Genomic DNA, 18,883 nt, shown 5'->3' with positions numbered 1-18,883 from the left:
TAGGATCCTCAGGCGGTTTTACGCAGCAGGCCGTGTTTTTTCAGATGAACCAGCAGGATGGAGATGGCCGCCGGGGTGATGCCGGAGATGCGGGACGCCTGACCTATGGTCTGCGGCTTGGCATCGTTGAGCTTGGCGATCACCTCGTTGGAGAGGCCGTTGACGTCGCGGTAGTTCATGTCCAGCGGCAACAGGGTGTTCTCGTTGCGCAGCTGCTTCTCCACTTCGTCGTGCTGGCGTTCGATGTAGCCGGCGTACTTGATCTGGATCTCCACCTGATCGGCGGCGGCCGTATCGGGCAGGGCCGGACCGACCCCCTCGATGGCCATCAGGGCCTCATAGGTCACCTCGGGGCGACGCAGCAGCTCTTCCAGGCTCTGCTCGCGGGTCAACGGGGTGTTGACCAGGGCATTGACGGCTTCCAGCGACGGGTGCTGCGGGTGGATCCAGGTCGAGCGCATGCGCTGACGCTCCTGCTCCACCTGCTCCATCTTGGCGTTGAACTTGCCCCAGCGTTCGTCATCCACCAGACCCAGTTCGCGACCGATGCCGGTCAGACGCAGGTCGGCGTTGTCTTCCCGCAGCAACAGGCGATATTCGGCGCGGCTGGTGAACATGCGGTAAGGCTCGCGAGTCCCCAGGGTGGAGAGATCGTCCATCATCACGCCGATGTAAGCCTGATCCCGGCGCGGATGCCAGGCATCTTTCTCCTGCGCCCGCAGACCGGCGTTCAGACCGGCCAGCAGACCCTGGGCGGCCGCCTCTTCATAGCCAGTGGTGCCGTTGATCTGGCCGGCGAAGAACAGGTTTGGAATGCACTTGCTTTCCATGTTGGCCTTGAGATCCCGCGGATCGAAGAAGTCATATTCGATGGCGTAGCCGGGACGGGTGATGTGGGCATTCTCGAAGCCGCGCACGGAACGGACGATCTGCACCTGTACGTCGAACGGCAGGCTGGTAGAGATCCCGTTCGGGTAGAGTTCGTGGGTGGTCAGACCTTCCGGCTCGACGAAGATCTGGTGCGCCGTCTTGTCGGCAAAACGGGTGATCTTGTCCTCGATCGACGGGCAGTAACGCGGCCCAATCCCCTCGATCACCCCGGCGTACATGGGGCTGCGATCCAGGTTGTTGCGGATCACCTCGTGGGTGCGCTCGTTGGTATGGGTCACGTAGCAGGGCACCTGACGCGGGTGCTGGCTGGCGTCGCCGATGAAGGAGAAAACCGGACGCGGATCGTCACCGTATTGGGCCTGCATCACAGATAAATCGACGCTACGGGCATCGATGCGCGGCGGAGTGCCGGTCTTGAGACGATCGATGCGCAGCGGCAGTTCACGCAGGCGCTGGGCGAGGGCGATCGAGGGAGGATCCCCGGCGCGGCCGCCCTTGTAGTTCTCCATCCCGATGTGGATCAGGCCGTTCAGGAAGGTGCCGACGGTCAGTACTACCGTCTTGCCACTGATGCGGATCCCGCTCTGGGTGACCACGCCGGCAACCCGATCCCCATCCATGATCAGATCATCACAGGCCTGCTGGAAGATCTTCAGGTTGGGGTAGTTCTCCAGCATCTGGCGTACGACGGCCTTGTACAGCAGGCGATCCGCCTGGGCACGGGTGGCGCGCACTGCCGGTCCTTTGGAGGAATTGAGGGTGCGGAACTGGATCCCGCCAAGATCAATGGCGCGTGCCATGATCCCGCCGAGGGCATCTACTTCCTTGACCAGGTGTCCCTTGCCGATCCCGCCGATCGCCGGATTACAGGACATGTGTCCCAGCGTATCGATATTGTGGGTCAGCAACAGGGTATTCAGCCCCATCCGGGCTGCCGCTGTTGCTGCTTCGGTTCCTGCATGACCGCCGCCAACGACGATCACATCAAATTGTTCATGGTATTGCATTGGGGATCACCTTGATCTGCACGCCTGAAGATCTTTATTTGCCTGGGCTGAAGGGCGGAACATTCTATCTGTTTCACGCCCTGAGGGGAACGTCTACTTAGCGTTCAGTATGGAGGGAGGATCCACTAAATAGATCTTAAGGATCTTTAGATCGATCTTTTATTGGATCTTTTATTAGGATCCGCCACTTCTGTTGATAAGCACTTTTTGATCATAAAGATCATCGTGTTAAAGACGATCCCAGGTTGTGGAAAAGCTTGGATCCTGGCCCGGTGAACTGGGGGATAACAAGTGGTTTTATACACAGAGGCTTGCCGCTCTGGATCTCATACATGGATAACTATAGGTTTTACAGAGTTTTACACCATAGTTATACACATTTTCCGGCGGCGTTGTGGGTGACGGCGTAGAACAACTTATCCGGATCCATCTGTTAATAACCTGGTGGATAGCGATCTGGGGATAAGCGGGGAGATCAAGGCCTTTTTTGCCGGATCTCCCGCTCCCGTTCAGGCGATCAATGCCAACCAGTCCCGGATCCAGCCTTCAGCGGCATCTTCCGGGATCTCGTGCTGGGTCACGTCGATGTCCAGACGATCTCCAATCCGGCTGGCGCCGCACTCGGCTAGCAGTCGATCCAGCGTCTTGCCGCCCTGGCAAAAGGTGTCATAACTGCTGTCACCCAGCGCGATCACGCCATATTTCAATGTTTTAAGATCCGGATGCTGCTCGGCAAGATCCTTGGCGAAGGGCTGCAGGTTGTCCGGCACATCGCCGGCGCCGTGGGTCGAGGTGACCACCAGCAATATGGCTTCGGGCTCGGCGAGCACCTGGGCCAGGCTGGCCGGATTGTGGATCTCGGCCTGATGGCCTGCCTGTTCCAGCAAGCTGGCGACGTGATCTGCGACATATTCGGCGGCTCCCAGCATGGAACCGACGACGAGATTGAGTTTGGCCATGGAATGGATCCTGATTTCAGACGAAGCGAGGGAAAGCCGGATTCTACCGCCAAAGGGTGTGGATAAATATGGATAAAGCTTGGGGATAATGGATCCTCGGTGCTTTTTGCCCATCAATGGGGATCCCCGACGCTCCGTTGACGCCTTCTTGCCGACAGGCAGAAAAAGATCTGCTCCCCCTCTTCATATGCTGCTCAATCGACGCCTTGATACGTTAAGTAACAATGCAGATGCAAATGATTAGCAATTATTGAATCGATTCGATCATGGCTCCTGTAGTAGCATGTCGTTGCTTTATTCGCCTGAGGAACCGGGCTACCGGCATGACCGGGCACCAATAATAAGAAATCAGAAACAACTCATTGATATTTGAGACACTTACTATGATTGCGCAAAAAGACACCCCCATCGCAGTAATGCGAAAGAGAGGCGCACAGCAACTGTTGCCGCTCTCCTGCCTGTTGGCCAGCCTGCCCGTGCTGGCGGCCGAACAACCGAAAGAACTGCCCAAAGCCAGCGAGACCATGGTGGTCACCGGCACCGCCATGAAGGTGGAAGTGCCGATGGCCGAGACGCCTCGCGCCGTCTCCGTGGTCAACCGCGAGGACCTGGATCAGCACGCCGTGCAGCAGCTTGACGAGTCCCTGCGCTACCGCTCCGGCGTGCTCAGCGGCCTCTATGGCTCCGACAACAATACCGACTGGTTCAAAGTGCGTGGCTTCGATGCCGCCTCCTATCTGGACGGCAACCGCCTGTTCGGCACCGGTTACTATGTCTGGACGCCGGAGCCGTTCGGCCTGGAGAGCGTGGAAGTGCTGAAAGGGCCTGCCTCGATCCTCTACGGCGAGGCGCCTCCCGGTGGCGTGATCAATGCCATCAGCAAGCGGCCGACCGCCACCCCGCAGGGGCTGCTGGATCTGCAGCTCGGCAGCCGGGATCACCGCCAGATCGGGGTGGATGTCTCCGATGCGCTGACCGACAACAGCCGCTACCGCATGGTTGCTCTCTATAAAGAGCGTGACGGCGTGCTGGACGGCACCTACAACGATCGCGTCTATCTGGCACCGAGCATGACCTTCGATCTCTCGGATCGTACCAGCCTGACTCTGCTGGCCAGCTTCCTGCACGACGAAGGGGTGCCGACCAACGGTTTCTTCCCGGTTTACGGCACCCTCAATACCAGCGGTGGCCAGATCGATCCCAGCACCAACCTGAGCCAGCCGGATTACGATCGCAACCGCAACACCCAGATCTCCACCGGTTACGAGCTGGCCCACCAGCTCAACCAGACCTGGGAGTTCAAGCAGAACGTCCGCTTCAACTACAACGATCTGCTGCTGCGCCAGACCTATATCTTCCCGACCTATGAAGGCACTACCGCCTTCCGTGGCCTGGTTTACCGTGATGGCAATACCAAGAGTGCCACCATGGACAACCAGATGGTGGGTTACTGGAACACCGACAGCACCGAGCAGACCCTACTGCTGGGGGTGGATCTGCAGCGCCATGTCAATGAAGGTCAGGAAGCCGACAACTACGGCATGGGCTCCATCAATACCATGAACCCGGATTACAGCGGCTTCCCCGGTTTTGATGAATCCACCGCCACCCATCAGAAGAGCACCAAGGGCCAGAGCGGCCTCTACGCCCAGCACCAGATCCGCTGGGACGATCGCTGGTTGCTGACCGGCGGCGGTCGCTTCGACTACGTGGAGACCCACAACATCAGCGAAGCCAAGGGCAAGAACGAGAAGCAGTATGATCACGAGCTCTCCCTCTCCGGCAGCCTGATGTACCTGGCCGACAACGGTCTCTCTCCTTATATTGCCTATGCCGAGTCGTTCGAGGTGCTACCGGGGATCGACCCCAACACCAGCCAATCCTACAAGCCGCTCAAGGGCACCCTGTACGAGACCGGCGTCAAGTACGCGCCTAGCTTCCTCGATGGCTACATCAACCTGGCCCTGTTCGATCTGGAACAGACCAACTCGCTGGTCTCCACCGGTTCCGGCCAGCAGACCCAGGCTGGTGAAGTGACCTCCCAGGGCGTCGAGCTGGAAGGGAGCGTGCAGGCCACCGAGGCGCTGCGCCTGACCGCCGCCTACACCTATACCGACGCCAAGACCAACGACACCGGCAAAGGCGATCGCCGCGCCAGTCTGATCCCGCGCCACCAGGCCTCTTTCTGGGGCAACTACAAGGTGCAGCAGGGTCCGGTCTCCGGTCTGGAGCTGGGTAGCGGCGTGCGCTACGTCGGCTCCAGCGTCGGCATCGGTGCCGTAAATGCGGACTACACCCCCATCTACGGCTCGGCCGAGGTGCCGGCCCATACCGTGTGGGATGCGATGATCGGGTATGACTTTGCCAAGAACTGGCGGGCTCAGCTCAACGTCAACAACCTGCTGGGTGATACCTACGTGGCCAGCTGCGACTACTACTGCTACTACGGCGAGCCGCGCAGCGTAGTGGGCAGCATCAACTACCGCTGGTAATCGAAGTGGGGCGGGAACCGGGTTCCCGCCCTTCTTTTCACCTGCTGTTGTTCTGATCTCTCTGGAATACCGGTCCGTTATGGAACTCTTGTCTCTGGTTTATCGCCAATATCGTTGGCCCTTCATCGCCATTACCCTGCTCAGCCTGTTCAGTGCCGTCAGCGGGATTGGTGTCATTGCCTTTATCAATCAGTCTCTCGTCGAATCAGTCGGCGATCCGCTGCCGGTGCTCGGTCAGCTGATCGGCCTCATCTTATTGCTGCTGGTGATCACGCTCGGCTCTCAGCTGGCGCTGACCACCCTCGGCCATCATTTTGTCTACCGGCTGCGCGGCCGCCTGCTCAAGCAGTTGCTGGATACCGATGTCGCCCGCCTGCGCCAGATTGGCCAGGGGCCGCTGCTGGCCTCCCTTTCCAGCGACATCGGCCAGATCACCATCGCCTTCGTGCGCCTGCCGGAGCTGGTGCAGGGGCTGGTGCTCACCCTGGGGTCGGCCCTCTACCTCGGTTGGCTGTCGCCGGCCCTGCTCGGCGTCACCACCCTCTGGGTCACCTTCACCATGGTGGTGGGCTGGCTGCTGGTGAACCGGGTCTATCGCCATCTCTCCCACATGCGTCAGGCCGAGGATCGGCTCTATCAGAACTATCAGGCCATCATCGCCGGCAGCAAGGAGCTGGCGCTCAACCGCGAGCGGGCCCACTTCGTCTACCACCAGCTTTATCAGCAGAATGCGCAGGACTATCGGGAGCAGATCATCCGTGCCGACACCTATCACCTGAGCGCGGTGAACTGGTCGAATATCATGATGCTGGGGGCCATCGGTCTGGTCTTCTTCCTAGCCAACGGGCTGGGCTGGGCCGACACCCAGGTGGCCGCCACCTTCGCGCTGACCCTGCTGTTCTTGCGCACCCCCTTGCTGCAGGGCATTGGCGCATTGCCGACCCTGCTCTCCGCCCAGGTGGCGTTCGACAAGATAGCGGCGCTCAATCTGGCCGCACCGGATGCCAACTTCCCGCTGCCGTCCGCGCCCCGCGCCTGGCAGCGCATCGAGCTGGAGCTGGTGAGCTTTCACTATCAGGGGGAGGGCGGTTTCGCCGTCGGCCCGATCAACCTCACCATCGAGAAGGGAGAGCAACTCTTCATCATCGGTGGCAACGGCTCCGGCAAGTCGACCCTGGCCATGCTGCTGACCGGCCTCTATCAGCCGGTATCGGGCCGGATCCTGCTGGATGGGGAGCCGATCACCGATCGCAACGCCTATCTGGCGCTCTTCTCCGCCATCTTCACCGACTATCACCTGTTCCAGCACCTGCTGGGGCCGGAACCCAAGGATGAGCTGGTGGCCGAGTGGCTGGAGCGGCTGCAGATGGGCAGCAAGCTCACCATCGAAGATGGCTTCATCGCCGATATCGACCTCTCCCAGGGGCAGCGCAAGCGGGTCGCCCTGCTGCTGGCGCTGGCCGAGCAGCGCGAGGTGATGTTGTTCGACGAGTGGGCCGCGGATCAGGATCCCCAGTTCCGCCGCATCTTCTATCAGCTGCTGCTGCCGCGCCTGAAGGAGATGGGCAAGACGGTGATCGCCATCAGCCACGATGATCTCTACTTCTCCCAGGCCGACCGGCTGCTGGAGATGCGCCAGGGCCGGCTCAGCGAGCTGACCGGCGAGCGGCGCGAGCAGGTGAGCCGCGATGCGGTCGCCCATCTCGATTGTGACTTGAATGCAGAGGTGCCGGTTTGAACCCGGCCAACAGGAACCGCTTATGTTTGAGATGAAATCAGCCAGCTTCGCGGTCAATGACCGCACGCTGCTGCACCCCACCGATCTCTGTTTTGAGCAGGGCAAGGTCTATGGCCTCATCGGCCACAATGGTTCGGGCAAATCCACCCTGCTCAAGCTGCTGGCACGTCAGCAGCCGCTCAGTGACGGCGAGATCCGGTTCGATGACAAGCCGCTGCCGGCGTGGGGGGCGCGCGACTTCGCCCGTCAGGTGGCCTATCTGCCCCAGCATCTGCCGAGCGCCGAAAACCTGCTCGGGCGGGAGCTGGTGGAGATGGGCCGCTACCCCTGGCGCGGCCTGCTGGGCCGGATGGGGGTGGAGGATCACCGCCAGGTCGAACGGGCCATCGCGCTGACCCATACCGAACGCTTTGCCGACCGGCTGGTGGATACGCTGTCCGGCGGCGAGCGGGGGCGGGTGTGGCTGGCCATGCTGCTGGCTCAGGAGAGCCGTTTCATCCTGCTGGACGAGCCGCTGGCCGCGCTGGACGTGGCTCATCAGGTGGAGGTGCTCACGCTGGTCAAGCAGTTGAGCCGTCAGCTCAAGCTCGGGGTCATCATCGTCATTCACGACATCAACATGGCCTCCCGCTTCTGCGATCGGCTGGTGGCGCTGCACTCCGGCCGCCTGCTGACCCACGGCGAACCCGAGCAGATCATGACCGGCGAGACCCTGCACGCCATCTATGGCATCCCGATGGAGGTCATTCGCCACCCGGCCCATGACCATGCCATCGCCATCGTTTAGATAAGGCTTGTTATCTCGATGCTCTTATTCAAGAAAGTTGGCTGGTTCTGCTGCCTCTTGGCTCCGCTTATGTTGCAGGCCGAGCCAGCGATGCCTGCCGCAACAGACCTCCCTCAAGCCGATGCTGTGAAGTCGGTACCCCGCATTGCCACCGTCGACTGGACCATAGCCGAAACCCTGCTGGCGCTCGGGGTGACACCGCTGGCGGTGGGGGATGTCGGCTCCTACCGCGCCTGGGTCGGCGAACCGCTGCTGCCGGCCGCCGTGGTAGATATCGGCCAGCGCGCCCAGCCCAACCGCGAACTGCTGGCCGAGCTGAAACCCGACCGCATCCTTATCTCGCCGCTGGCGGCCCCGCTGGCGCCGACTCTCTCCCGCATCGCGCCGGTACAATCCATCGCGCTCTACGAGCCGGATGCCAATCTGTGGCAGCGGCTGCATGAGGCGACCCTGACCATAGCCGCGCTGGTGGACAAGACCACCGAGGCCGAGCAACTGCTGGCCGGGCTGGACCAGGATCTGGCGCAGATGCGGGCCACATTACCCGAAGATCTGCCGCCCCTGCTGGTGGTGCAGTTCATCGATGAGCGCCATGTGCGGGTATTTGGCCGCCACAGCCTGTTCGAGGCGGTGATGCAGCGGCTCGGCCTGCGCAATGGCTGGCAGGGGGAAACCAATGCCTGGGGCTTTGCCGTGGCCAGCCTGGAGCAGTTGATGGCGCTGCCGCAAGCGCGACTGGTAGTGGTCGATCCGATCCCGGTCGGGGTGAGCGAGCGGCTGCAGGAGCCCGGTCTGTGGCAACAGCTGCCACAGGTGAGGGCGGCGGCCGTGCTGCATCTGCCCGCGGTGTGGAGTTTTGGTGGCGTGCTGGCGGCGCGTCGCTTCGCCGTGCAGCTCAGTACTGCGCTGCAGCAGGATGGGCAAAGCGGGGAGGGGTTGCAATGAACCGGATTTTTCCATTGCCGCTGCGACTGCCTGTCAGCCTGCTGCTGGGGTTGACGCTGGCGCTCGCCGGTTGGGAGCTGGCCGGTCAGTTGCCGGTGGCGCGTTGGCTGGCGACCCTGTTGTCGCCGGATCTGACCGATGCCAGCCAGGCAGTGGTCCACTTCAGCTGGCTACCGCGCCTTGCCATCTGCCTGCTGGCCGGTGCCGCCCTCGGGCTGGCCGGCACCCTGATGCAGCAGGTGCTGCGCAACCCGCTGGCCTCACCCACCACCCTGGGGGTGGCCTCCGGCGCCCAGCTGGCGCTGATGATGGTGACCCTGTTTGCTCCCTCCTGGCTGCTGCTGGGGCGGGAGTGGATCGCCATGGCCGGCGGCAGCCTCGCCATGGGGTTGGTGTTTGCCCTGGCCTGGCGTCGCCAGCTCAATCCGGTAGTCATCGTCTTTGCCGGGCTGGTGATCAACCTCTATCTGGCGGCCATCAGCATGGGGCTCCTGCTGTTCTTTCAGGAGGAGCTGAAAGGCTTGCTGGTGTGGGGCAGTGGCTCGCTGGTGCAGAACAGCTGGAGCGGGGTGAGCTACCTGCTGCCCCGTCTGCTGTTGGCTGGCGTGCTGGCCGCGGTGCTGGTGCGCCCGCTGGCGGTGCTGGAGCTGGACGATGCCAGCGCCCGCAGTCTGGGGGTCTCCCTTCAACGCCTGCGTTTCGCCGGACTGGGGCTGGCGGTGTTCGTCACCGCCTGCGTGGTGAGCGTGGTGGGGCTGATCGGCTTCATCGGGTTGGCGGCGCCCGCCCTGGTGCGCTTGCTGGGGGTAAGAAAACTGGCCCTGCGGCTGCTGTGGGCCCCGCTACTGGGCGCTCTGCTGCTGGCGGCCACCGATCTGCTGCTGCAATCCCTGAGCCGCAGCGGCTCTGTACTCATTCCGACCGGTGCCATGACGGCCCTGCTGGGAGCGCCACTGCTGCTGTGGCTGATCCCGCGCCTGGGCATCAAGTCGGGCACGCCGAAGGCGAATACCGCCCTGCTGGTGGCCCGCCACCCGGCGTCGGGCCGCCTTGTCGGTCTGATGTTGATGGGGCTGGTATTGGCGGTGATCGCCTCCCTGCTGTTTGGGCAGGGGATGGACGGCTGGCACTGGCCGAGCTGGCTGCGCTGGCAGGCCCAGCTGGAGTGGCGGCTGCCGCGCACCTTGGCGGCCGGTGCGGCGGGCGTGCTGCTGGCGCTGGCGGGCACCCTGCTGCAACGGGTCAGCAGCAACCCCATGGCGAGCCCCGAGCTGCTGGGGGTGAGTGGCGGCACCTTCATGGGGGTGATTGCCACGGCGCTGCTGCTGCCCGCCCTGCCGCTGCCCATGATGCTGGTCGGCGGCCTGATCGGTGCCTTCGGTTGTCTGCTGCTGTTGCTGCTGGTCAATCGCAGCCACGGTTTCCAGCCGGAGCGGCTGCTGCTCTCCGGCATCGCCATCACGGCGCTGTTCGAACCGCTGCAGGCCATCGCGCTGGCCAACGGTGACCTGCGGGTGCAGCAACTGCTTTCCTGGATGTCTGGCTCTACCTATTACGTCACCCTGCCGATCGCCGGCGGGTTGGTCGTGCTGGCGCTGACGCTGCTGGCGGCCTGCCTGCTGCTCAGCCGCTGGCTCGATCTGCTGCCGATGGGGCCGGCGGTGGCCGCCGCGCTCGGCATTCGGCTCAACCGAGCTCAGCTCGCCATCCTGCTGCTGGTGGCCGTGCTCACCGCCAGCGCGACCCTGGTGGTGGGGCCGCTCTCCTTCGTCGGCCTGCTGGCACCGCACATGGCCAAGCTGATGGGGTTGGTGCGGGCACGCTGGCATCTGCTCGGTGCCGCCGTCTCCGGCGCCCTGCTGATGGTGTCGGCAGACTGGATCGGCCAGCAGATCCTGTTCCCGCAGGAGGTGCCTGTGGGGCTGGTCTCCACCTTGTTAGGGGGCGCTTACTTCATGTGGTGTCTGCGCCGCCTCTAGGTTGGTGGATGAAAAACGCACAAAAAAAGCCCGGGATGAACCCGGGCTTTTTATTGTTTGCCGAACCGACTTACTTGCCGATGCAGAAGCTGGAGAAGATGCGGCCCAGCAGATCGTCGGAGCTGAACTCGCCGGTGATCTCGGAGAGGGACTCCTGCGCTAGGCGCAGCTCTTCGGCCACCAGCTCGCCGGCCACGAACACCTCCAGCTGCTCCTTGGCCACCAGCAGCCGCTCGGCGGCGCGTTCCAGCGCATCCAGGTGACGGCGGCGGGCCATGAAGCCCCCCTCTGTGTTGCCCTGGAAGCCCATGCAAGCCTTCAGGTGCTCGCGCAGGGCGGGCAGCCCCAGCTCGGTCTTGGCGGAGATGCGGTAGACTGCGTGGCCCTGCTCCTGACTCGGAGCCAGATCTTCGCCGGTCAGGTCGGCCTTGTTGCGCACCACGGTGAGGCCAATCTTTTTTGGCAACCGATCAACAAATTCCGGCCAGATCTCCCGCGGGTCGACCGCAGCCGTGGTGGTGCCATCCACCATGAACAGCACCCGATCGGCCTGCTCAATCTCGGCCCAGGCACGCTCGATGCCGATCTGCTCCACCTTGTCCTGGGTATCGCGCAGGCCGGCGGTGTCGATGATGTGCAGCGGCATGCCATCCAGATGGATGTGCTCGCGCAGCACGTCGCGGGTGGTGCCGGCTATCTCGGTGACGATGGCGGACTCGCGGCCGGCCAGGGCGTTGAGCAGGCTCGATTTGCCGGCGTTGGGACGACCGGCGATCACCACCTTCATCCCTTCACGCAGCAGGGCACCCTGCTTGGCTTCGCCGCGTACGTCGTCGAGCTCCGCCATGATGGCGTAGAGGTCGCCCGCCACCTTGCCGTCGGAGAGAAAATCGATCTCCTCGTCCGGGAAGTCGATGGCGGCCTCCACATAGATACGCAGCCGGGTGAGACTCTCCACCAGCTGCTGGATCTTGCCGGAGAACTGCCCCTGCAGGGAGTGCATGGCACTGCGGGCAGCCTGCTCGCTGGACGCCTCGATAAGGTCGGCGATGGCCTCGGCCTGGGCCAGATCCAGCTTGTCGTTCATGAAGGCGCGTTCGCTGAACTCGCCGGGGCGGGCAGGGCGCAGCCCTTTTATCTGCAGGATGCGGCGCACCAGCATGTCCATGATCACCGGGCCGCCATGGCCCTGCAGTTCCAGCACATCTTCGCCGGTGAAGCTGTTGGGAGCCTTGAACAGCAGGGCGATGCCCTGATCCAGCGGCTGGCCTTGCTCATCCCTGAACGGCAGATATTCGGCATAACGCACCCGGGGGAGCTTGCCGAGCACTATCTCGGCGACCTGTTCGGCGGCGGGACCGGAGACGCGGACTATGCCGACGCCACCCCGGCCGGGGGCGGTGGCCTGGGCCACGATGGTATCTGTAGTCATCTTGCTTGGCTCATTTGTTCGCTGATGGTTCACAGCAGTGGGGTCATTGTAATAAAAAAGGCGGCCCGAAGGCCGCCTCTTTTGTCATCCATCTTGCCATCGGGATCGATTAGCTGCGGGTATGCAGGCCTTTCTTCTCCAGTTGACGGTAGATGATGGTCTGCTGGGTAATGGAGATGACGTTGCTCACCAGCCAGTACAGGGTCAGACCTGCCGGGAACCAGAGGAACATGAAAGTGAAGATGATCGGCATGAACTGCATCACTTTCTGCTGCATCGGGTCGGTGATGGTGGTCGGGCTCATCTTCTGCAGGTACCACATGGACGCACCCATGAGGATCGGCAGCACGAAGAAGGGGTCCTTCACCGACAGGTCGGTGATCCACAGGGCGAACGGCGCGTGGCGCAGCTCAACGGATTCCATCAGTGCCCAGTAGAGGGCGATGAAGATCGGCATCTGTACCAGGATCGGCAGACAGCCACCCAGCGGGTTGACCTTCTCCTTCTTGTACAGCTCCATCATGCCCTGAGACATCTTCTGGCGGTCGTCGCCGAAGCGCTCACGCAGTGCGGCCAGCTTGGGCTGCAGCATGCGCATCTTGGCCATGGAGGTGTACTGGGCCTTGGTCAGCGGGAACATGATGCCGCGTACCAGCAGGGTCAGCATGATGATGGCCACACCCCAGTTCTGGACGAAACCGTGGAACACGGTCAGCAGCCAGTGCAGCGGCTGGGCGATGAACCAGAGCCAGCCGTAGTCGACGGTCAGGTCGAGGTGGTTTGCCACCTTGGCCATCTGGTCTTGCAGCTTGGGACCGACCCACAGCTTGCTGGTCACTTCGGCTTGCTGGCCGGCAGCCACGTCAACCAGCGGCGCCTTGTAGCCGATGATGGCCTGGTCTTTGCCAGGGATCACGCGGCTGTAGAAGCTGTTGGTATCGTCGGCGTTCGGTGCCCAGGCAGAGACGAAGTAGTGTTGCAGCATGGCGACCCAACCACCCTTGGTGGTCTTGTTCAGGTCGGCATCCTTCATCTCGTCGAAGGTGTACTTCTTGTAGCGGGTATCTTCGCTGGAGAAGGCACCACCACGGTAGGCACTGGCCACCATGGCATGACCCTGCTGGTCTTTCGGGGTAGTCACGGTCTGCTTCAGCTGACCGTAGAACTGCACCTGGACCGGCTCGGCGGACTTGTTGTCGATCTTGTAATCGACGCCAACGGCGTAGTCACCACGCTTGAGGACGAACTCCTTGGTGAAGACTACGCCCTTGCTGTCGGTCCAGGTCATCGGTACGACGACTTGATCCTGACCATCGGCCAGCTGGTAGCTGGTCTGGGCGGCTTCGTAGGTGGGACGACCCTGGGCCTGGCTGTCAGGACCATTGCGACCAACCAGACCGCTCTGGGCAACATAGAGGTGCTCAGGTTGGCTGGTCAGCAGTACGAACGGTTGATCCTTGCCTTCTTCCAGCTTGTGGGCCAGCAGATCGGCAGAGACGATGTCGCCACCCTGGGTATCCAGGGTCAGCTTGAGCACGTCGGAGGAGACGGTGATCAGCTTGCGTGCGGTGTTCGCATTGGCTTGCTCGGAAACCTGAGGAATATCACCGGTCTGACCGGCTTCAGGTACGAAATGTTCGGTTTGGGCCACGGTAGTCGGGGCCGGCTTCGGAGCCTTGTCGGACTCCCACTGTTGCCAGAGCAAAAAGCTCACGAACAGCAAACCGATCAGGATGAGATTGCGTTGTGATTCCATAGTCTTCAGTTTCTTCGCTTTGGTTGCGGAACCGGGTCATAACCACCCTCGGATAAGGGATGGCATTTTAATAGACGTTTGCTGGCTAACCAAACGCCTTTTATGAAACCGTGAAGTCGGATTGCTTCTATCGCAAATTGGGAACAAGTCGGAGTGAAACGGCAGCGCGGCCCGAGCAGCGGGCTAATGATTAGCTGATACAGGCGTATCAGTTTGACAGCTACCCATTGCAACGGCGTGACAGAGTGCGCCATAGCTTTTCCAGTAACTTGAACAGTTCCTCGTTATCCATCTCTTTCACACCGGCCTTGGCGATCACGACGATGTCGATAGCGGGCAGATTGGCCTGATTGAGGCGGAAACTTTCCCGAACCACCCGTTTTACACGGTTGCGCCAGACGGCACGCTTGAGTGCTTTTTTGGGCACAGCGAGACCAAGGCGAGGATGTTCGAGGGTATTGGGACAGGCGAGAAGCGTAATTTGCGGAGAAGCGGCCCGGACAGGCTCGGCGAAAACGCGTTTGAAGTGTTCGGGAGTTAACAGACGTAACTCCCGAGAAAAGGCGTGCTGGGTAGGCATTAGACTACCAGGCGGGCACGACCCTTGGCACGACGAGCGGCCAGAACTTTACGACCGTTGGCAGTTGCCATGCGGGCGCGGAAACCGTGAGAGCGCTTGCGCTTCAGGTTGGACGGTTGAAAAGTACGTTTCATGATTCGATTCCGTATTTCTGTACAGTTTTGATTGTCACACTTAGCCGACGCGCCAGCTATAGCGTGTGACGACTAGCAAAAGAGGCCGAATTCTAAACAGAGTTCGGCTTTTAGTCAATCCGCCGTTCCCTCTCTTCCTGCCCTGACCTTGCAAAGGCCCGAACCGGCAGTGAGGATCCAGAGGATCGAGGGCTCCGGATTATACTGGCAACCCGGGGTTTAACAAGGATCCTCCAATAAAAAAGGCGGCAATGCCGCCAAAGAGAGAGCTATTTAAGCACTTTGCGCAGGAACTCCCGGGTACGGGGATCCTGCGGATCGACCAATATCTGATCCGGCGGGCCCTGTTCCACGATCCGGCCCCCTTCCATGAAGATCACCCGATCGGCAACATCTCGAGCAAATTCAATCTCATGGGTTACCACCACCATGGTCTGGTGCTGGCGGGCCAGCTCCTTCATCAGGCCCAGTACCTCGTCGACCCACTCGGGGTCGAGCGCCGACGTGGGCTCATCGAACAGGATCACCTTGGAGTGCGCGGCCATGGCCCGGCCGATGCCGACCCGTTGCTGCTGACCACCGGACAGGGAAGCCGGATAGGCGTCCTGCTTGTCGGCGAGGCCGATGTCCTTGAGGATGCCGAGGGCGGTGGCACGGGCCTCTGCCTTCGGCTGTTTCCAGACGGTGATCAGCCCTTCGGCGATGTTGTCCAGCGCCGTCTTGTTGGCGAACAGGGCGTAGTTCTGGAATACGAAAGAGGCCCGCTTGCGCAGCTCTATCGCCTGCTGCTCGCTGGCCTTGGCCAGGTTGAGCTGCAGATCGTCGATGGCGAGGTTGCCGGCATCCGGGGTCTCCAGCAGGTTGAGGCAGCGCAGCAGGGTCGACTTGCCGGTGCCGGAGGGGCCGATGATGACCACTATCTCCCCCTTTTTCACCTCTAGATCGATGCTGTTCAGCACCTGATTGCCGTCATATGCCTTGGACAGGCCGGTTAACTTGATCATGATGGCCCTCCTTTAATAGGCACGGTTGAGCCGGACTTCCAGCAGATGCTGCAAGCGGGTAAAGAAGATCACCACCACCCAGTAGACCAGCGCCACCGCCATGAAGCTCTCGAAGAACTTGAAGGAGGAGGAAGCTTCCATCTGCGCCTTGCCCATGATCTCGGCCACCCCCAGGGTAAAGGCCAGCGAGGTGCTCTTGATCATGTCGATGAAGTAGTTCATCAGCGACGGGGTCGCAATGCGGGCCGCCTGCGGCAATATGATCCGCTGCATCGCCTGGTAGCGGCTCATGCCGATACTGAGGGCTGCTTCCATCTGGCTCTTGTGGATGCCGATGATGGAGGCGCGGATCGATTCGGCCATGTAGGCGGCGAAGTGCAGGGTCAGGCCGACGATGGCGGCGGTAAAGGCATCCATCCCCACGAAGATGGGGAACAGCTGCGGCAGCCCGTAATAGAGCAGGAACAGCTGGACGAGTAGCGGTGTACCCCGAAAAAACGAGATATAGAGCATCGCCAGCCAGTGGATCACGGGAACGCGAAACACCCGTACTATCGCCAGGGCCAGCGACAGTACGAGTGCCAGGACGAATCCCCACAGGGCCATCTCCATCGTGGTGCCCAGATATTTGAGCAGGATGGGAAACAGCCCCAGCGTGTATTCGAGGTCAAATTCCATCATTTATTTGTCGGTGATGTCGGAAGCGAACCATTTTTCAGAGATCTGACGCAGGGAACCATCCTTGCGCATGGCGGTAAGGGCATCGTCGACCTTCTTCAGCAGCGCCTGCTTTTCAGGAGTCTTCAGGAAGGGCAGGGCATTTTCGATGGTTTCGAACGGTGCGCCGGCCTGCTGCAGCGGCAGCTTGGACTCTTTGATCAGCTGGGCGGTGGAGACGCGGTCCATCACGAAGGCATCGATCCGGCCCAGGGCAACATCCTGCTCGAAGGCGGAGTCATAGGTACGGATGTCGATCTTCTTGTTCGGGTCGTTCTTGCGCAGCAGCTCTTCGAAGTTGGAGCCCAGGTTCACCGCCACCTTCTTGCCTTCCAGATCCTTGATGCCGTGAATGGTGCTGTTGCCCTTGCGGACCACGATCTGGGCGCCGTCATAGACGTAGGGCTGGGAGAAGGCGTACTTGGCCTTGCGCTCGTCGGTGATGGTGATCTGGTTGGAGATGGTATCGACGCGGCCGGTTTCCAGCATGCCGAACAGGCCGGAGAAGCTGGCGGTCACGAATTCGACCTTGTAGCCGGTGCGCTCACCGATCTGGTTCCACATATCCACCTCGAAGCCCTGCAGCTTGTCCTGCTTGACGAAGGTGAACGGGAAGTACTTGCCGGACATGCCGACCTTGATGGTTTCCTGGGCGATGGCTTGACCGGACAGGGCGGCCAGCAGAATGGCGGCGCCGGAGACCAGCTTGATGGATGACGTCATGGGGATTCCTCTCTCTCTGTTGTTCTGTATTTTTAGTTGTAAACACTGGATTTGCGCTGATGTTATTGGAATAAAAGCTAAAGAATAAATGATATTTGGTTATATAAAATAACCGCTTCAGGTCTGGATCTTTGGTGCCCCTGTCGATGGATCTGGCTGTGGGTAACTTTGGGGATGAAATCGGATTCGGCGCTGCTGGATCCTTGAAAGTCAAGGATCTTATTTGCTGGATCCGCGAGGTCGCGGCTAGAGATCCAGCCGCTAAAAACGTAGAATAGCCGGTCTTTAGTTAATCAATCGACGGGAGTTTAGAGTGACTGCTTCGCTATGGCAGCAGTGCCTTAACCGGCTGCAAGATGAGTTGCCCTCGGCAGAATTCAGCATGTGGATCCGGCCGCTTCAAGCGGAGTTGAGTGACAATACTCTGACCCTGTATGCACCGAATCGCTTTGTTCTGGACTGGGTTCGAGACAAGTATCTCATCCGGGTGAACGGCATCATCAATGAACTCTGCGGGGTCGACGGCCCCACTCTGCGTTTTGACATCGGTAATCGTCCCCATCCCGTCGCGGTCGCCAGAGCGCCGGCGCGGGGTGCGGATCCTGTGAATAACTCGCAGAAGAGCTGGGAAAGCAAGGCCGAGGCCAAACCCGAGCCGAACCACAAGAGCAACACCAACGTGAACTATACCTTCGAGAATTTCGTCGAAGGTAAGTCCAACCAGTTGGCCCGTGCGGCTGCCCGTCAGGTTGCCGACAATCCGGGCGGGGCCTACAACCCGCTGTTCCTCTATGGCGGCACCGGTCTGGGCAAGACCCACCTGCTGCATGCCGTCGGCAACGCCATCAAGGAGCGCAAGCAGGACGCCAAGGTCATCTACATGCACTCCGAACGGTTTGTGCAGGACATGGTGAAGGCGCTGCAGAATAACGCCATTGAAGAGTTCAAGCGTTATTACCGTAGCGTCGATGCCCTGCTCATCGATGACATCCAGTTCTTTGCCAACAAGGAGCGCTCCCAGGAGGAGTTCTTCCACACCTTCAACGCCCTGCTCGAAGGCAACCAGCAGATCATCCTGACCTCGGATCGTTATCCGAAGGAGATCAACGGGGTGGAAGATCGTCTCAAGTCCCGCTTCGGCTGGGGCCTGACGGTGGCGATCGAACCGCCGGAGCTGGAAACCCGGGTGGCGATCCTGATGCGCAAGGCGGACGAGAACCAGATTCACCTGCCGGACGAAGTGGCCTTCTTCATCGCCAAACGGCTGCGCTCCAACGTGCGCGAGCTGGAAGGTGCCCTCAACCGGGTGATTGCCAACGCCAACTTTACCGGTCGGGCGATCAATATCGACTTCGTGCGCGAAGCGCTGCGCGACCTGCTGGCGCTGCAGGAGAAGCTGGTCACCATCGACAACATCCAGAAGACGGTGGCGGAGTACTACAAGATCAAGCTGGCGGATCTGCTCTCCAAGCGACGTTCCCGCTCCGTTGCCCGCCCACGCCAGCTGGCGATGGCGCTGGCCAAGGAGCTGACCAACCATAGCTTGCCGGAGATAGGTGATGCCTTTGGTGGTCGTGACCACACTACCGTGCTTCATGCCTGCCGCAAGATCGAGCAGCTGAAGGAAGAGAGTCACGACATCAAGGAAGACTATTCCAACCTGATCCGAACCCTTTCTTCCTGACAACGGAACGGAGTGGACAGATGCAGTTCGAATATTCCAACCTGATCCGAACCCT

The 18,883-nt window shown here is 61.0% G+C and carries 16 protein-coding genes; 6 read left to right on the top strand and 10 right to left on the bottom strand.

Going from position 1 to position 18,883, the window contains the following annotated elements; translation table 11 throughout:
- Positions 1–8: 8 nt before the first annotated feature.
- Entirely contained in the window at positions 9–1,898 is a 1,890-nt protein-coding gene (gene mnmG, locus E5E97_RS04370) for a tRNA uridine-5-carboxymethylaminomethyl(34) synthesis enzyme MnmG (protein WP_016352399.1), read from the bottom strand.
- Between the two features lie 509 nt (positions 1,899–2,407).
- Positions 2,408–2,857 carry an FMN-binding protein MioC gene (mioC, locus tag E5E97_RS04365; protein WP_162902073.1) on the bottom strand — a complete coding sequence of 150 codons (450 nt, stop codon included), beginning with the start codon at positions 2,855–2,857 and terminating at the stop codon, positions 2,408–2,410.
- 383 nt (positions 2,858–3,240) lie between these two features.
- Between mioC and E5E97_RS04360 the strand changes: the two genes are divergently transcribed.
- The 5 genes from E5E97_RS04360 (at position 3,241) to fhuB (ending at position 10,798) form a co-directional block, all read left to right on the top strand.
- Entirely contained in the window at positions 3,241–5,349 is a 2,109-nt protein-coding gene (locus E5E97_RS04360; protein WP_171279913.1) for a TonB-dependent siderophore receptor, read from the top strand.
- Between the two features lie 79 nt (positions 5,350–5,428).
- Positions 5,429–7,087 carry a multidrug ABC transporter permease/ATP-binding protein gene (locus E5E97_RS04355; RefSeq protein ID WP_171279912.1) on the top strand — a complete coding sequence of 553 codons (1,659 nt, stop codon included), beginning with the start codon at positions 5,429–5,431 and terminating at the stop codon, positions 7,085–7,087.
- 22 nt (positions 7,088–7,109) lie between these two features.
- The gene (locus tag E5E97_RS04350) at positions 7,110–7,874 is read left to right on the top strand and encodes an ATP-binding cassette domain-containing protein (protein WP_039214120.1); all 765 of its coding nucleotides are present in this window, start codon (positions 7,110–7,112) and stop codon (positions 7,872–7,874) included.
- Between the two features lie 18 nt (positions 7,875–7,892).
- A complete protein-coding gene (locus E5E97_RS04345; protein WP_171279911.1) occupies positions 7,893–8,819 on the top strand; it encodes an ABC transporter substrate-binding protein in 927 nt (308 codons plus the stop codon).
- Positions 8,816–10,798, top strand: a complete 1,983-nt coding sequence (gene fhuB / locus E5E97_RS04340) for a Fe(3+)-hydroxamate ABC transporter permease FhuB (RefSeq protein ID WP_171279910.1) — start codon at positions 8,816–8,818, stop codon at positions 10,796–10,798. Before E5E97_RS04345 ends, fhuB begins: the two co-directional genes overlap by 4 nt.
- A gap of 70 nt (positions 10,799–10,868) precedes the next feature.
- Here fhuB and mnmE read toward each other — a convergent pair whose 3' ends face one another.
- From mnmE to E5E97_RS04300, 8 genes are all read right to left on the bottom strand, one after another.
- Positions 10,869–12,230 (bottom strand): tRNA uridine-5-carboxymethylaminomethyl(34) synthesis GTPase MnmE, encoded by a 1,362-nt coding sequence (gene mnmE, locus E5E97_RS04335; RefSeq protein ID WP_029302505.1) that lies wholly within the window; start codon positions 12,228–12,230, stop codon positions 10,869–10,871.
- Positions 12,231–12,339: 109 nt separating this feature from the next.
- On the bottom strand, positions 12,340–13,986 hold the full coding sequence (gene yidC, locus E5E97_RS04330) for a membrane protein insertase YidC (protein WP_011707925.1): 1,647 nt from the start codon (positions 13,984–13,986) through the stop codon (positions 12,340–12,342).
- Positions 13,987–13,991: 5 nt separating this feature from the next.
- Positions 13,992–14,240, bottom strand: coding sequence for a membrane protein insertion efficiency factor YidD (gene yidD / locus E5E97_RS04325; RefSeq protein ID WP_010635605.1), 249 nt, complete (start codon positions 14,238–14,240; stop codon positions 13,992–13,994).
- Positions 14,207–14,566 carry a ribonuclease P protein component gene (gene rnpA, locus E5E97_RS04320; protein ID WP_016352406.1) on the bottom strand — a complete coding sequence of 120 codons (360 nt, stop codon included), beginning with the start codon at positions 14,564–14,566 and terminating at the stop codon, positions 14,207–14,209. The genes yidD and rnpA overlap by 34 nt, the downstream gene beginning before the upstream one ends.
- Positions 14,566–14,700: a 50S ribosomal protein L34 gene (rpmH, locus tag E5E97_RS04315; protein WP_005307156.1), complete on the bottom strand. Its 135-nt coding sequence runs from the start codon at positions 14,698–14,700 to the stop codon at positions 14,566–14,568. Before rpmH ends, rnpA begins: the two co-directional genes overlap by 1 nt.
- 269 nt (positions 14,701–14,969) lie before the next feature.
- Entirely contained in the window at positions 14,970–15,704 is a 735-nt protein-coding gene (locus E5E97_RS04310) for an amino acid ABC transporter ATP-binding protein (RefSeq protein WP_011707928.1), read from the bottom strand.
- A gap of 12 nt (positions 15,705–15,716) precedes the next feature.
- Positions 15,717–16,385 carry an amino acid ABC transporter permease gene (locus E5E97_RS04305; protein WP_011707929.1) on the bottom strand — a complete coding sequence of 223 codons (669 nt, stop codon included), beginning with the start codon at positions 16,383–16,385 and terminating at the stop codon, positions 15,717–15,719.
- Positions 16,386–17,144 carry an amino acid ABC transporter substrate-binding protein gene (locus tag E5E97_RS04300; protein ID WP_005307144.1) on the bottom strand — a complete coding sequence of 253 codons (759 nt, stop codon included), beginning with the start codon at positions 17,142–17,144 and terminating at the stop codon, positions 16,386–16,388.
- A gap of 313 nt (positions 17,145–17,457) precedes the next feature.
- Between E5E97_RS04300 and dnaA the strand changes: the two genes are divergently transcribed.
- Positions 17,458–18,828 (top strand): chromosomal replication initiator protein DnaA, encoded by a 1,371-nt coding sequence (dnaA, locus tag E5E97_RS04295; RefSeq protein ID WP_005307141.1) that lies wholly within the window; start codon positions 17,458–17,460, stop codon positions 18,826–18,828.
- Positions 18,829–18,883 lie beyond the last annotated feature (55 nt).

This window comes from Aeromonas sp. 2692-1 (genome assembly GCF_013085505.1).
Classification (GTDB): Bacteria; Pseudomonadota; Gammaproteobacteria; order Enterobacterales; family Aeromonadaceae; genus Aeromonas; species Aeromonas hydrophila.
The sequence above is the reverse complement of the archived record's forward strand: the minus strand, read 5'-3'. Positions and strand labels throughout refer to the sequence as shown.